Below are 14,573 nucleotides of genomic sequence, written 5' to 3'. Positions count from 1 at the left end.
TCAAATCATGGAAAAACAGCCTGATTGTCAGTTCAGATAAGGGTCCAGGTAGAAATTTCCGGTATCGAGCCAGTAGCCGTGCGGATCGGTCAGCGTGCAAACCGTCAGCTTCAGTGCCGGAATGTCGCGGCCCGTTTGCGGGTCCATCACCGTCAGGTTATTGCGCAGGATCAACCCTTCCTTGTCGCGCAGGTTCGGGCGACCAATCCGGACTTTGAGCGGCAGTTTGGGCATGAGCAGCGTTCTGGCCCGTTCGCTGTCGAACTCGATTTTGTACAAAGGCGTGGCAATCCACTGATCACTCGCCATTTGGCGCATTCCCAGGAACGTATCTTTGGCACCGGTCAGCTCGATTTCGTCGATGGGTTCGATGGGCGAATCATCGGGAACGGCCAGCACATGCTCGTTTTTGATGCGGGGCGGCTGGCCGTCCGTCAGCAACCCAATGTAGTCGGCGGTGGAGGTCATGCGGGCTGCCAGGAGACGTGTGTCGAGCCGGAAACCGTTCAGGTGGCCCAGTTCCGACAGCAGGGCGATGGCGGCCCCGACCGAAACGCAGGTTTTGGGATCCTTGATGGTGTATTCGTGCGGATCGCTGAAGGGATACCAGAATTTTTCGCTGGTGGCGACCCGGATGCGGTTCATCGGCACAATCCGGTCGGGCGAAACCGGCATGTTTTCCAGAAAGAGATCCAGCACCACCGGCAGCGTCGAGGGGCGGCCCGACAGCAGGACGTAATCGCACTGGTACTGGGAAATGATGCCGCACAAATCGCGGAGCATGGTTCCGATGACGTTGCGGATGGCTTTCTGGTTGATTTCCTCCGGCGACACTTCCCAGCTCATCAGCCGGATGTCGAAACCGGTGGCCCCTTCGCGCCGGAACCCTTCGTTTACATACTGCAACACGCTTGGAATCGGGGCTTCGTGTTCCTGAAAAAACTCATCGAAAGCCACCTGACGGGTTTGATCGGGATGGGCAGTAATCTGTCCCAGCATGCCCTGCGCAATAACCGTAGCCACCTGGTTGGCAAAATGTTTCTTGAGCGTGCGTTTGTGGTCGGTATCGGTGCTCTGGAACGGGCCGAAGAGCGAATACAAAACCTGCCCCGCGCGGCCACAACCCAGTCGGCGGGCTTCGCGGGCAATTTGCGGCAACACACACTCTTCAATGAGTTTCTTGATGATGTGGTCGCCGGCCAGGTTGAATCCTTCCCAGAAAACCGGGTTCTGGTAGAGGCTGGTGACCGCGCCTGGTTCATATTCATAGTGACCAATCATCAGGTCGGTCGTTCCCCCGCCAATGTCGACGCTGGCGATCATCAGCGATTTGCGGGATGGGTCGAGGTCGTCGGTGCGCCGACGGCCCATGGTCTCAAAAAACCGGGGGGCATTTTCCGGCCCAAACCGGTGAACGATCTCGTTGTACATAAAGACCAACTGGCTGCAGGTGGCTTCATCGTAGCCCCAGGAGGTGCGCAGCCGAACGGGGTCGTGGTTTTCCCGCAGGTCTTTCAGGTTTTTCGGAATGCGGCTTTCAACCGGATCATTTTCAGCCAGTTTGCTGTAGTCGGGAATGATTTCGAGGTCGGGCGAAATCAGTTTATACTTGTCCCCGTAGTAGTCACGAAGGGCCTGAAGGGCGTCGGCGGCACACTCGCGCAGCTTGACCCGTTCGGTTTTTGGCATGGCCGTCGGGCAGGTCAGCACGATCCGGCGCAACCGCCGGGGCACCCCCGCTTCGCCCCGTTCGTTGCGGAACTCGTAGCTGTTGATGTAACTCAGCGTCTGGAGCAGGATTTCGGTCAGCGCAAAGGTCATCAGCGCGCTGCGGGCGTAGAGCGGATTCTGGCCACTTCGGTAGATCAGTCCTGGGCCGTTTGCGCTGGCCAGTTTGTTGGCCTTATCGACCAGCATACCGTCGCTCGTAAAGAGGTTGGCGAGGGGAAGGCTCGACGCCGAATTCTGCATCAGCTCGGTGTGTTCGGAAAAATAACCCCAGGGTTTTTCGCGCTTTTTGGCGTCCCACAAATAGCGTTTGGGGCTGGAAAAGGTCATTTCATACTGGTCGTTGACGGCCTGGTTGTCGCCGAAAATGACCCCGTATCGCGTGGCTTCCGTTCCTACCCGAACCATGCTGGGCCAGCGGAACAGGAAGTCGTCGGTTAGCCCTTCTTTTTTACCAAAAGACGCTTCCATAAACGCCAGCTTCATCTCGAACGGTTTGTTGCTGGTGTGAGTCGGATTGCGGAGTTCCCGGATTTTCAGGCGTTTGGCGTCCGTCAGGGCGAGTTCGGCATCGCGCTCGCGGGCACTGCTTTCCAAAACCAGTCCACAGGTGCGCGAATTGCCGACGTCGAGCACCAGGTTGACGTCGATGCTCCGGCCCAGGGCGTCCTGTTGCAGCGTTACGACGGGCCAGCTATTGGTCTGCTCGATCATTTTCAGGAGCGTCATATACAGACCCAGGTGCAGCAGGTGGTAGGGTTCGCTGGTAAGCTGGCGCGGAATCCGGCTTTTGCGCTTCGTGATCACTTCTTCCAGCCAGTCGTTGACGCGCTTCTGCGACAGAAAAAAACCGTTGGTGTCTTCGTGGGTAGCACACTTGAAGCGGGTGTTGCCGCCTTCCGGATCGCTGGAATCCGGCACGACGTAATACGTGTGGTTGAGCCGCGGGTCATACTTGTCGTCGCAGTGCGTATCGAACGCCAGCACCAGTTTGTGGGTATACGGGCTGCCCTCGGCTTTTTCCTGTGAGCTGATCCGGCCGAGGTACATGCGCGCCCAGGACTGCGGGCCAGGCATCAGTTTACCGGCGTCGTAGTGATCGGTGCGGAAATAGGGCAGGGGGAGCCAGACGCCCTCCAGAACATCGAGCGCATAGCGACCCTGAAGATTGATCAGGTGATCTTCCCGGATGTAGTTCAGGTTTTCGGGCCTGATTTTGCTTTCGTCGATGGAGCGGTCGGGGCGGAAGGCTTCGGCGTTGATGTCCAGACGACTGATGTACTTTCCGTTTTCGAGCATGTACGGGATGATCAGATACACCCGGTCATTGTCGGGGTCTTCCTGTTCGGCATACTCAAACCGCAGTTTGGGGGCCGCGCTCGTATCACCGAGGTTCAGGGGGATATCTATAAACTGGATGCCGGAGTTGGCGATCAGGGAAACCATGTTCATGAGTGGTAGGAAAAAGGACCGGTTAAACGGTTTTGTAGATGATCTCGAAAGTTGTACCGGCACACTGGCGGCAGACGACCGCATCCAGCCGGTTCGGGGTATGGCAGTTGTTACATTTTTTGTAGTCGGGTGGGGGGGGAGGGGGCGTTCCGTTTAGGCGTTTCAGCCGGATGTATTGCTGATTGGGCTGCCAGCCGTCGAGGCTGAGCCACTGGCCGTTCTGCTCGATGGTGCAGACATCGCCACTGATGAGCGGAGCCGCACTACCCGGTTTTTTCAACGGAATGCCCACTTTTTGCGGAACGGATTGCAGGTTGGTGAAATCGGCCTCGTACGGAGAACCGTCTAGGTGGATTCGGACGGATTTGCTGGCACTGCCGGCCAACTGGTTGATAATTTCTTCCTGAACCAAATCAAATTGCTGGTTTACGGGCGGAAAGGTTAGGGTTACTTTTTTTGGGTTTTGGGTTGGTTGCTCCCAGATAACTTGTGGCATAAATGGATTCCGTTTTAAGTCAACGTTCTTGGAAAAGGATGGAATTTATCAGGGATAATCAGCCGGGGTAAATCAATTTTTAAAACTGCTAAAATTGGGTGGTTACATCGTCATTCGCAATACCATATTCCATGATTCTTTCTAAGGGGATTCATGATTTTACAAATGGATCATCAACCTTTTAGACATATTGTGTAATATTGACGCGTCGGCTCCTGGGATTTGCTAATTTATGCCGCTTATCTACGAAGGTTATCATCTTATTCCGAAAATATTTCTATGCAGCCACCGTCTACCCCACCTCAGAAATACAACCCCTATTATTTGCCCGTACCGGAAGGCTGTGGAAAACGAACGGATTGCCCGTATAAGTCGATGCCGGAATATTTGCAGCCTTCGGATTTCAAAAATGAAATTCTGAGCAGCTTTGATGATCACTACTGTTCACTTTGCAAAAGCCAGTTGAAGCTGGTGCCACCACCACCTCCTCCGCCAAGACCGCACGTTGAAGAAACCACTAAAAAAGATCCGGATTTGCGACCTTGGTATCGTAAATACCGGTGGGCTATTCTGGCAGCCCTGCTGCTCCTGATTGCGGGACTTGTGTATTGGTTTTGGTTCAGAAAGTCTCTTTCTCCTGCTCCGGTAAAGAAGAAAGAAGTGTGTCAACGGGGGGACGTTGTTGCGGGAAGGGATACGTGTGTAAATGAGGTCAGGTATCAAGTTGTCTGCGATGGAAAAGGAGGGTACGATAAAGGCAAAAAGGTTGGCAGTTGTGGACCGGTTGTCGTCTTTCCGGCTGCCGGAAAAATTATAGGTACTGATTGCAGGGGTAAAACATTACATAATAAAGTAACCGACGGAAAAGGAGGGTATAATTTGGTGCATGCACGAGACAATAGCATAACCTGTTTCGAGCCGGATGTTCCACACGTGGTAAAGCGTGGTGGAAGATGTCAAATTGAAATATATCATAATGGAATGCTCAAATCGCAAACTTCTGTCCCTGTCGAAAGGCAATCAGAATGTGCCAATGCCCCCAAAGCACCCAAATTACGATGATTGTAAAGCGAGCAGATAACCTTTCATGGTCTTAGGACATCGATGGATGTATAAATCTCTGACACCCATGAAATCGATTCTCTATGCATTACTGATTCTGACGTTGCCGACTACGGCCTGGGCGCAATTGCCTGCCGGGTTTGTCCGCCATACGAGCTACATCTATACTGGAAACTCGAAAACGCCCCTGACGACCAGTTTTGTGGTGGAAAAAGACGAATACGTCTACATCGAAGTCTCCGGCGATGTGTATCTGGGGCCGTTTACGGGGGCTGCCGACGCGACCGGAAAACCGGCCCTGGCGGCACTCCGGTTTAACAAATACAAGGACTATTACCACGGTGCGCTGGTGTGCCGGATTGGTGATCGGACTACGCCCTGTCAGGAGATGTTTCGGTTTGTCGATGCCGTCTATGACCCGGTTGCAGGGGGAACGATGAATTACTTAATTGACGGCAGTCGAATGGTCCGGGCGCAGGGTATCAATTACATTCCGGGGGTTCATTTTTTGTCACCCACCACGGGCCCTCTGACTTTCGAACTGAACGACACCGATCCGGATAACAATGACGGGTCGTTTCTGATCACCATCTACGCGATCAAAAAGAATGCACATTTCAACCGGAACACGCTGAACTACTGCCCGGTCAGGATGCCGCCAGAGTCGGAAACAAACGAGTGGAAGCGGGAAGCAACGGGGTTCTTCTACCACCATCCGGACACGTTTCGCGGAAAAGGGCGGTACAAAGGCTGCCAGTGTGCTTATTTTGAAGATAATGCCCATACGCTGGACAACTCGACGTCAAAAAAAGGAACGTTCGATTTTGGCTATTTTCTTTCGCAGGACAAAACGACGGCGGATCATCTCCACGTCGTTCTGGATATGCTGCCGCACGAATTGTATGGAAAACGGTTTCCTGCTGAATTCTACCGGCCCATGCCGAATGCAAATCTGACCCGCTGATTCACCTGAAAACCGATTGATCGTTTCTCAACGGTGGTCGATGAGCACCACCACCGGCACGACACTCCCGGTGGCCTGGCCTTCCACCTGAAACGCGATCCGGTTCGGCTCATACCGGATTTTGGTGAAATCGATCAGGCTCTCCGCGCTCAGGGTTTTCTGAAGCCGGTCGAGCAATCGCCCCCCCTGCGCACTCCGCAGCGTTCGGTTCATGCGGCCGCTGTCGACGGGTCGATTCGCGAACAGCAACAAAAAATAATCCGTCCCGGTGTTGTTATCCAGCTCAATGGTGTTGGTGGGTGGGTAAGCCACGGTGGTGTTGGCGCCGAGCAACGGACTGTAATCCACCAGCTTCCCGTCCGGCCGTTTTTCGCTGTACGGAAAAAGCCGGGTCAAATCGGAATTGGGTCGTTCGTCGGTACCGAAGGCAAACAGGTAGGCCTGCCGGTCGTTGTTGATCAGAAACTTGAATTCGTCGCCCGACACATTGGGTTTGTTCATGCGGTAAACCAGCATCCCGGCGGTTTTCGAAGCGGCTTCGTCGATGTGAAGCCCCATTTCGCCCATTCCCTTCTGCTCAAATTGCACAGCCGCCTTGAAGCCGCCAATCTGGTAGGTCGCCAGTTGCTGCATCGGCGGGTAGAGTTGCACACCGTAGCGGGTGAACGTCGCCAGATCGGCGTACCGAATCCAGCAGAAGCCCTGTTTGCCCCAGCCCGGCCCCCGGCTGTTGACGATCCGGAACGCTCCGCCAAACTGCTCATCGTCGTAGCCCAGAATGCACAGCGCGTGGCCCATGCCCGACTGGCCTTTGGTTTGCAACTGCTTCTGTTTGTTCGCCAGCAACGTCAGATCCTCCTGACCCGGTTGCCAGACCTCCTGATTCAACTGGTCGAAAGAGGGCGTCATCAGAATGCTGACCACCACCGGCAAACCCTCCGCCAGCACATTTTTCAGCTTGGACACTTTTTCACTGACGGGATCGTCCAGCCGCAGAAACCGCTGCGATTCGGCCACCCGGTAGCGCATCGCCAGTGTTCTGAATTTTTGTATATCGGCCTGACTGCAAGCGGGATAGCCCAGGTAACTGAACGGGATAATGCCCTTGTGCTGAATGACGTTCGTCGCCGAATCGATTCGCAATCCATTCTGACAATACGGATCGTTCCTGAGCTTGGCTTCTTCGTAGAGATAGGTCGGCGAAAACGCCAGCTTGTTGATTTCCACCCGATTGGTAGTGTTGAGCCGCCGGGCTTCCATGATGGTGCGGAGGTAGTAGCCCAAAGCAAAGGCTAGACAGGTACCGTGTTTCCCCTGGTCGAGGGGTTGGGGGCAATAGGCTTCGTAGGATACCCGCGCCGGGAGTTGCTGTAGCCCGAACTTCCGGATAACCGGCGGTTTGGCCGGAATCCGGAGGTAGCTGTCATCGTCCATGATGAGTCCGTAATTAAACGCATCCTGAGCAAAAAGGGGCCGCGTTAGCAGCAGGCAGAACAGAAAAGTGAGCCGTTTCATGGACAGAAGGGGTTATCGGAAATAAAAATCATCGCGCATCATGTTCACATCCTGCGTCGTCTGGCGTTCGGCCGTTTCATTCTCGACATCGGTTCGAACCCGTTGCAAAATCTGGGACAGCGACAGCCCGCCCTGGCGGATGTATTTGACGAGGGCTTTGGTAAACGGGCTATTGGTGCCGGTTTTGGCCCGGTCGCGGGCGGGTTCGCCATCCGAGGCCGCGTAGGCAATCAGCGTGCCCTTGGGCGGAGGCAGCAGGGCAAAACCGCCCGATTCACCGAGGGCCCGGCCCCAGGTGCGGGCAAACGGATTGTCGCGGCAGGCATCGAACAGGATGATGTTGGTCAGGCGGTTGGCTTCTTCCATCTTGCGGACGAGCCGGGTGGTCGGAATGCCCTCAAACTCCACCTCATCCTCGCTTTGCGGATTGGCGTCGGTGGGCAAAAAGTAATTCATCCCCCGAATGCTCAGTCCGTGACCGGCGTAAAATACCAGCCCGACATTGTACGCCTTGAGCTTCAGGCCAAATTCCTGAAAGGCGGTAATCATGCCTTTTTTGTCGAGATCAGCGTAATAAAGCACCGTAAAACCGCATTCTTCCAGAACCGCTTTCAGGGCCAGCGCGTCGTTGACCGGATTGGCAAGCGACCCGGCGTGTTGATACCGGGCATTTCCGATCACCAGCGCCAGCCGCTTTTGTTGCGGAGCGGTTTGCACCGTCAGGGGCGACGGCGCAGGCGGCTGGTAGGTAATATACCGGCGTTCGGACGAAACGGTGCCGGCCGCCGTGGTGGCTGTGAGATACAACTCGTTTGGCCCGATGCGGAGCGTAATCACCTGGTCGATGCCCAGGGGGCAGCCGAGCCGTTTGAAACCCCGGAGGCTGACCGGTTCGCCATTGAGGTAGAGCTGGTGGGCGGTTATGCCGTCGCCGGTGATACAGGCCTTCACCCCGTAGGCATTGTTGGCCACGGTTTCGTCCGAGCGGGTCGGCAGTTCCCAGGTAATCGTCGGGGGCAGAGCGGTTTTGGGTGGAGCGGCCACCACGGGTTGCCCGGCCACTTTTTTCAGGAAAACCGACCGGAAATAGGGATAAATTTCGTAGAGACCGTCGGGTGTTTGGGGTGCTTTAAAGTTCGCATCCGTAAAGAAACCGACCTGGTCGAGCGTTTGAATCAGCTTCAGGGTTTTGGCATCGCGAATTTCGATCAGGTTGTCGAAACCTTGAACCACCACGTAGCGGTCGTTGGGAGTATAGGTGATGTTGCAGATAAACCGGTTGACAGGAACCGTTGCCGTGGCTTTGTTTTCGGCCGTATTCCATAAACGGAGGGTATTGTCGCCCGTTGCCAGCACAAGTTCGCCAGGGTTGTTTCCCACACCGATGGCTCTGATTTGAGGAAGATCAGGAGATTGATACGTGGATGTGAAGAGGGGACCAAATTTGCTGCGGGAACGAAGCGTTAGAATTTGAAACCGGCGGTTATCAAGTTCAGAAATGAGGTGGGAGCCATCTTTCGAAAAACGAACGGCATTAATGATTCCTGCTCCCGTCGGGAGTTGCCAGGCCTTCCCGGTTTCAAGGTTCCAGATGCGAATGGTATCCAGTGCTGCTGCTGCCAGGAGCGTTCCGTCGGGGCTGAAATGGGTCGAACGGGTTTCAAACCGATCATCGGCTTTGTCTTCCAACAGTTGAGAAAAGTCTCCGGTTGAGGGGTTCCAAATTCCAACCTTACCGGCTGAAATTCCCAACGCGATTCGGTTTCTTTCCAGATCGAAATCCCCTGAAAAAGTTTTAGAAATCAATGGATTAAGGCCGCGAAAGTTTTGCAGGGTTTTGCCGGATTTAATGTCCCAGGCGACCAGGCTCTCTGTGCTACCGGTGTCTGAAGCGATGGCCTGGGTTCGGTCCGAATTGAGGGTCAGTGTGTGCGTGGGGAATGATACTTGTAAAGGGAGGGCATGCTGCAGGAGGCCGGTAGTGGCATCCCAAACGTTTACGGTATCCTCACGACTGCCACAAAGGATGGAATGGTCACTGTTCGCAAACTGGAGGGTTTCAATATTTTTACTGGAATTGATAAAGGATCTCAGGAGTTTCCCGGTGTTGACATCCCAGATTTTTACCACGTTGTCGTGCGCAGAAGCTATCTTTTTTCCGTCCTCACTGAATGAAACGGATTCGACTGGATAATAACTGTCTTCTTTTGGGTTAAACGAGCGGATGGCCTTGCCCGTTTTCAAATCGATGATTCCGACCGTATTATTGCTAATGCCGAGCGCCAGTCGATTCGTACTGGAATCATAGCTGATCGAACTGACACTGCCGCTTCCCGAACCAAATAGTAAATGCGTAAAGAGGGTTCGAACCAATTTCCCGGTTTGGGCGTCAATCAGTTTGATGGCATTTTCCTCCCAGGAGACTGAAATGATCAGGCGGTCGTTATCAACAAGTTCGACAAAATAGGGGTCAACATCGCTGGGTATGCTTTTGATCATTTTTCCGCTCTGCCAATCCCATATTTTAAGCGTTTTATCGCTCGAACCAGATACCAAAAATTTTCCATTTTTGTAGAACCGGATGGCATAAACGATACCGCTATGTCCCGTTAAGGTTTTGACTACCTTCCCGCTTTTGAAATCCCAGAGTTTAATGGTATTGTCGTATCCGCCCGAAGCAACTAAACTGCCATCCGGGTTATAGGCAGTCGATGAAATCGTGCCTACATGCCCCGCCAGCGGAGATTTGGACAAATCCGTGACCTGAGCCAAACCGGGCAGCGCCAGCAGGCTGATCAACCAAAAGAACCTTTTCATGGCAGGGAACGGGTTATTCGTTTAAACGGCTGCGTAGTTTTCGGGCTTCTTCCTGATACGGGTGCCCATCCGTTCGGGCAATGCGCGTCAGAATCGATCGGGCTTCCCGGCGCTGCCGGTTGCGTAAATACGCCAGACTGAGGTACCACTCGGCACACGCCCGCCAGTGGCCGGGATAGCCTTCCAACACGGTTTTCTGCAAAATCGGGATGGCCTCGCGGAGTTGCCGTTGCTGCAGCAGCCGGGCACCATGCCAAACGGCCAGCGAGTCCTGCGCCACGGCGGCTGAGTCGGCCGTACCGGCGGCATCGGTTTCATCGGGCGGTTCGATGGGCAGCGGGGCGGCTTTGGGCGTGGGTTTGAAAAGGGCGTCGGCCAGCAGCAGACCCGGATCAGCGGGGGGAGCGGGCGTCGGCGGTGGGGGCAGTGACCGAACCGTGTCGGCGGGCCGGGGTTGCGTAGCGGTGGTGTCTTTTTGGGCAACCGGCGTTTCCGGGCCGTCCAAACCGTCGGTTTTGTAGAGTCGCCAGAACAGCCCAAGGGTCAGCAGCACCGTGGCTGCGGCCAGCCAGACGGCGGGGCGTTGCCAGAGCGGGCGGACGGTCACCTCGGCGGGTTGGGCGGTTTTTTCCGTGGCCAGTTCCTCCTTTGCTTTGGCGTAGAAGGCCGCGGCTTCCTGCTCGAAAGACAGGAGCCTCATGCCCCGCCGAACCCGCTGCTGGACTTGCAGTTCCCGTTGCAGGGCTTCATTCTGGCGGAGTTGTTCTTCAAAGGCGGTTTTTTCGCCGGGCGTCATCTGGTCGGACAGATAAGCCGCTAGATCGTCGTGCTGTTGATCCGTCAGTTCTTCCATGATTGACAATCGGAAAGGTAGTGTTTGAACAGTCTGACGAATTCTTTTTTAGCGCGGTGATGGAGTAACTTTCCGTATCCATCTGATTTTTCTTCCATTGTTTCAAAGTCATTCAATTTCATTCCATTGACATAATGCTCCCACATCAGTTTCTGCTGAACGGGCGTTAGTTTTTCATAGGCTTTGCGGGCGGCAATCCGAAGGCAATCGTCTTCTTCGGCAGCCTCATCCGTGGCGGGTTCGGACCCCAGCGGCCGGTCGTCAAATTCCCGGAAAAGCGAATCCCAATCGACTTTGAGGGACATTTCTTTTTTGTATTTTTTCCACCAGCCCCGCCATTTATTAATACAGATCCGACCGACATAACTGATGGGTTTATAGCCCCGGCAAATAAATTTTCCGGAATAAATATCGTCCATAAACTGGACCAGCGTATCCTGAATCAAATCCTGAATATCGTCTTCACTGGTGCCGAATTTCTGGGCATAGTTAAAGAAAAACTTATACAAACGTTTCGTCAGACACATCCAGGCCGTTTCGTTGCGCGGATCTTCATGAACCAGTGCCTGGCAAAACAGATCGGGATTATTTTCAAGGTGAAGGCAGGGGTTAGTAGGGGCAGAGGAGGAAGATTTCTGTAGAAATTTAAACATACATACAAACAGGAAAGATGGAGGTCAAGTAGCAGTTAAAACTACTAAAATCTCTCCATCTGACCATTTGTAGTTAATTAAATTTTCAGATCAGGCACTTTGGCGATACGGTGCCGGACGAAGGCTTATGGTGTCGCGCGAGACATGCCGACGCATTTCCGGGACGGTGAAATTGAGGAAGTCGAACCACATTTCTTCGCGGTTGGCGTAGTATTCCCAAATCCGCTGCACCTGACCCGCCAGTTCCACCTCGCCCTCAAACAGCGGGTGTTTGACCACCTGCATCTGAAAGTCCCGGATCTGGGCGTGAACGGTTCCGCCGACGATGAAGGGTTGGTTGGTGGCGTAGGCATCGGCCAGCATGAACAGATACACCTGCCAGCGCCCGAGCCGTCCGAGGGCTTTGACGTCCATCCAGATGGCGCCGATTTCGGCCACGTCTTCTTCCCGAATTTGGCTGTCTTCCAGCATCTGGGCTTTGATCGCGGCCGGCAGCACATCGAAATACCGATGCGGTGGGCGGGCGTTGACAAAATAACCGGCCGTCCATTCCCCGGGTTGATCGCTATCCTGAAAGACCCGCACGGTGGTGTGTTTCAGGAATTCCGGGTCAACTCTAATTCCTTGACTGCGTTGACGATACGTGTCGATAAACCGGTGAAGATCCGTTGTGCTTTGAAGCAAAAATGTCTGTAACATGATCGCAGATGGTTTGATTTTTCATCCATCTATTGCGGTTATGACAAGAAGTTATCATCTCGTTTGACTAATTTTGACGGTCTACTATTCCTCCCTATCGTGAAAGGCAAAATCAAAGTGCTACTCCTCGACGACCATAAAGTGGTGATCGACGGTCTGCTGAGTTTACTCCGTGACGACCCGCAAATTGAAATCGAAGAGGTGTTTACCAATGGCGAGGAGGCCCTGCAGTTTTTTAAAAATGGAACGGGCAAAGAACCGCTGGTCGATGTGGTCGTGGCCGATTTGCGCATGCGCCGGGGAATCAGCGGGCTGGAATTTGTGGTGCAGCTACGATCCGTGTCGCCCCGAACCCGGGTTATTATTCTGAGCATGTCCGAAGACCCCAAAGACATTCATGCCGCCATTCGGCTGGGCGTATCCGGGTATCTGTTCAAAAGCCAGGACGTCGATCTGGTTCGGAAAGCCATTTATGAGGTGATTCGCGACGACCGGCCTTATATGAGCCAGGAAGTATTGCGAACGTTTGTCGATTCGCAGGAAGAAAAACAACCCGAGCAAATCCGCCAGCTCACGGCCCGGGAAATTGAAGTGCTGCGGCTGATCGCCCAGGAGTTTACCACCGCCGAAATTGCCGATAAGTTGAACATCAGCGAAGCGACCGTGGATACGCACCGCCGGAATATGATCCAGAAACTGAAAGTGAAGAGCATTGTCGGACTGGCCAACTTTGCCATTCGGAACGGGCTGGTGTAAAACCGGGTAGCGAAAATCTTTTTTTCGCCTGATAACCTCCCCCCTGAGCGGGTCATAGATGGGTGTTCCCGGACCAAACCGGGCGTTCCAACCCAACATTCCCAGCTCTATGAACTTCTCTGGTACATTTTTTCGCTTGCCGGTCGCCGTCCGCCGATTCGTGTTCGGCCCGCTGACCCTGGCCGGTTTTCTGGTTCTGATGACCGGTGCCTGTAAAAAAGAAACGGACCCGGCTCCGGTTTCCCATTCACCCATCACGCTGTTCACTTCCCCGAATAACCCGCTCGTGGCCCGCATCGACAACAAAGCCGACGGGATTCTGGAACTGTACGGCACGAAAAATGCCGCCGGTGTAACCCAGCAACTCACCATTCTGGTTCACCAGATGGACCCCGGTTCGAAGGATGCGACGTATTTGCTGCTCGATGAGCAATCGAGGCTGAAAATCATTCTCGGTCAGGATGGCTCTAAAATCGCGCTGAAATGGCAGACGGAAAGCCGGGCGACGGTAACCTACATTTCGGCCGATGGGGAGAATCAGGTGAATACCGAAATCGATCTGGATGAGGAAATCACCGGAGGGCGGCTGGCGGCCCCGGCGATCAATCCGGTTTTTCGGGCAGGCAGCGGTACTTCGGTTCGCAACAACCAGCCGCTGCGACTCCGGCAGGAGTTTGCCAACGACGCCGTTTCTATTCCGTCGGGTGCGCGAAAAGCCGCCGGACAGCAGGAAGTTACCATCAACCTGACCAATTGCGGAGGCTTACCGTCCGATGCGGAATTCGTATCGATCATCATGTATAAAAGCCCGGCCAGTAAAGGCAACCGGGTTGGCGAATTTCGGGCTCATCGGGTGACCAAAGGGATGTATAGTGTGATTCTGCCGACGGACGTGAGCGCCGAGGTAAATCTGTCGAATCAGGATATTTGCAAAGGCGTCGGCAAGGTTTTCGACAAAATTTTGTGCAATAAAGTGACCAAAGCGCTGCGGAAAGTAGGCTCAAAAGCGCCGAAGGCTACGCCCTGGACGCTGATTGGCGGGTTTGTACTGGATAAGGGATTGGGAAAATTGTGTGAGGTCATTACGCCGGAGGGCGAACTCTGCAAAGCCAATTTTGAGGATGAAAAGAAGAACTACTGGACCGGTAATGTGCTCTTCATTGCCAAAGCTGTACCGACTTCCGGGGGTGAACCCAGGTATTCCAGACTCACCGATCCAATCGATGGAAAAGCATCGTACCCGGATTTGTCCGTCGAACTGGGCGCCGAACTGAAGGTGCAGCCGCTGGCACTCTCACCCGACCGGCCCGTGGCCCAACAGTCGTATGTGGCGCGTGCGTCCATCCATTGCGTTCCGGTCAATGCCCGGGTGTCGCTCCGTGTGGTAGGAACCGATTCGTATACGGATGAAGTATCAACGGTGGTTTATTCGCTGGATGCCAACGGGGCTTTCAATTTCAGTCTGACCATACCGGGTGCCAAAACGTCCGGTATTCAGGACGAAATCAAGTTGACCGTGACACTTCCCGATGGAAAAGTGATCACCAAAACGGCCTCGCTGATTTTTGGGTAATAAGC

General features: G+C 54.1%; 11 protein-coding genes. 4 read left to right on the top strand and 7 right to left on the bottom strand.

All coding sequences use genetic code 11. The features are described from left to right. Positions 1-27: 27 nt before the first annotated feature. A complete protein-coding gene (locus F0P93_RS20650) occupies positions 28-3,180 on the bottom strand; it encodes a virulence factor SrfB (RefSeq protein ID WP_191908874.1) in 3,153 nt (1,050 codons plus the stop codon). Positions 3,181-3,202: 22 nt separating this feature from the next. Further along, positions 3,203-3,676, bottom strand: coding sequence for a hypothetical protein (locus F0P93_RS20645; protein WP_150879443.1), 474 nt, complete (start codon positions 3,674-3,676; stop codon positions 3,203-3,205). Between the two features lie 279 nt (positions 3,677-3,955). Between F0P93_RS20645 and F0P93_RS20640 the strand changes: the two genes are divergently transcribed. Together F0P93_RS20640 and F0P93_RS20635 are read left to right on the top strand one after the other, a co-directional pair. Then, a complete protein-coding gene (locus F0P93_RS20640; protein ID WP_150879442.1) occupies positions 3,956-4,738 on the top strand; it encodes a hypothetical protein in 783 nt (260 codons plus the stop codon). A 67-nt stretch (positions 4,739-4,805) separates the two neighbouring features. Continuing rightward, positions 4,806-5,702, top strand: coding sequence for a hypothetical protein (locus F0P93_RS20635; protein ID WP_150879441.1), 897 nt, complete (start codon positions 4,806-4,808; stop codon positions 5,700-5,702). 27 nt (positions 5,703-5,729) lie between these two features. Here F0P93_RS20635 and F0P93_RS20630 read toward each other — a convergent pair whose 3' ends face one another. The 5 genes from F0P93_RS20630 to F0P93_RS20610 all read right to left on the bottom strand — a co-directional run bounded on the left by F0P93_RS20630 (position 5,730) and on the right by F0P93_RS20610 (position 12,239). Next, positions 5,730-7,217: a C1 family peptidase gene (locus tag F0P93_RS20630; protein ID WP_150879440.1), complete on the bottom strand. Its 1,488-nt coding sequence runs from the start codon at positions 7,215-7,217 to the stop codon at positions 5,730-5,732. A 12-nt stretch (positions 7,218-7,229) separates the two neighbouring features. Further along, the gene (locus F0P93_RS20625; RefSeq protein WP_150879439.1) at positions 7,230-10,034 is read right to left on the bottom strand and encodes a caspase family protein; all 2,805 of its coding nucleotides are present in this window, start codon (positions 10,032-10,034) and stop codon (positions 7,230-7,232) included. Positions 10,035-10,047: 13 nt separating this feature from the next. Further along, a complete protein-coding gene (locus F0P93_RS20620) occupies positions 10,048-10,887 on the bottom strand; it encodes an anti-sigma factor family protein (protein ID WP_150879438.1) in 840 nt (279 codons plus the stop codon). Continuing rightward, entirely contained in the window at positions 10,875-11,540 is a 666-nt protein-coding gene (locus F0P93_RS20615; protein ID WP_150879437.1) for an RNA polymerase sigma factor, read from the bottom strand. Before F0P93_RS20615 ends, F0P93_RS20620 begins: the two co-directional genes overlap by 13 nt. A gap of 90 nt (positions 11,541-11,630) precedes the next feature. After that, positions 11,631-12,239, bottom strand: a complete 609-nt coding sequence (locus F0P93_RS20610) for a hypothetical protein (protein WP_150879436.1) — start codon at positions 12,237-12,239, stop codon at positions 11,631-11,633. A 99-nt stretch (positions 12,240-12,338) separates the two neighbouring features. Here F0P93_RS20610 and F0P93_RS20605 point away from each other — a divergent pair, with 99 nt between their 5' ends. Together F0P93_RS20605 and F0P93_RS20600 are read left to right on the top strand one after the other, a co-directional pair. After that, positions 12,339-12,995, top strand: a complete 657-nt coding sequence (locus tag F0P93_RS20605) for a LuxR C-terminal-related transcriptional regulator (RefSeq protein WP_150879435.1) — start codon at positions 12,339-12,341, stop codon at positions 12,993-12,995. Positions 12,996-13,104: 109 nt separating this feature from the next. Further along, positions 13,105-14,568 carry a hypothetical protein gene (locus F0P93_RS20600; protein ID WP_150879434.1) on the top strand — a complete coding sequence of 488 codons (1,464 nt, stop codon included), beginning with the start codon at positions 13,105-13,107 and terminating at the stop codon, positions 14,566-14,568. Positions 14,569-14,573 lie beyond the last annotated feature (5 nt).

The organism is Larkinella humicola, from assembly GCF_008727875.1.
GTDB classification, from domain to species: domain Bacteria; phylum Bacteroidota; class Bacteroidia; order Cytophagales; family Spirosomataceae; genus Larkinella; species Larkinella humicola.
This window is presented reverse-complemented; position numbering and strand designations above follow the sequence as displayed.

Excerpts from the sequence above, each read along its gene's own strand:
- F0P93_RS20650 (WP_191908874.1), bottom strand. The coding sequence starts at position 3,180 with ATGAACATGGTTTCCCTGATCGCCAACTCCGGCATCCAGTTTATAGAT.
- F0P93_RS20645 (WP_150879443.1), bottom strand. The coding sequence starts at position 3,676 with ATGCCACAAGTTATCTGGGAGCAACCAACCCAAAACCCAAAAAAAGTA.
- F0P93_RS20640 (WP_150879442.1), top strand. The coding sequence starts at position 3,956 with ATGCAGCCACCGTCTACCCCACCTCAGAAATACAACCCCTATTATTTG.
- F0P93_RS20635 (WP_150879441.1), top strand. The coding sequence starts at position 4,806 with ATGAAATCGATTCTCTATGCATTACTGATTCTGACGTTGCCGACTACG.
- F0P93_RS20630 (WP_150879440.1), bottom strand. The coding sequence starts at position 7,217 with ATGAAACGGCTCACTTTTCTGTTCTGCCTGCTGCTAACGCGGCCCCTT.
- F0P93_RS20625 (WP_150879439.1), bottom strand. The coding sequence starts at position 10,034 with ATGAAAAGGTTCTTTTGGTTGATCAGCCTGCTGGCGCTGCCCGGTTTG.
- F0P93_RS20620 (WP_150879438.1), bottom strand. The coding sequence starts at position 10,887 with ATGGAAGAACTGACGGATCAACAGCACGACGATCTAGCGGCTTATCTG.
- F0P93_RS20615 (WP_150879437.1), bottom strand. The coding sequence starts at position 11,540 with ATGTTTAAATTTCTACAGAAATCTTCCTCCTCTGCCCCTACTAACCCC.
- F0P93_RS20610 (WP_150879436.1), bottom strand. The coding sequence starts at position 12,239 with ATGTTACAGACATTTTTGCTTCAAAGCACAACGGATCTTCACCGGTTT.
- F0P93_RS20600 (WP_150879434.1), top strand. The coding sequence starts at position 13,105 with ATGAACTTCTCTGGTACATTTTTTCGCTTGCCGGTCGCCGTCCGCCGA.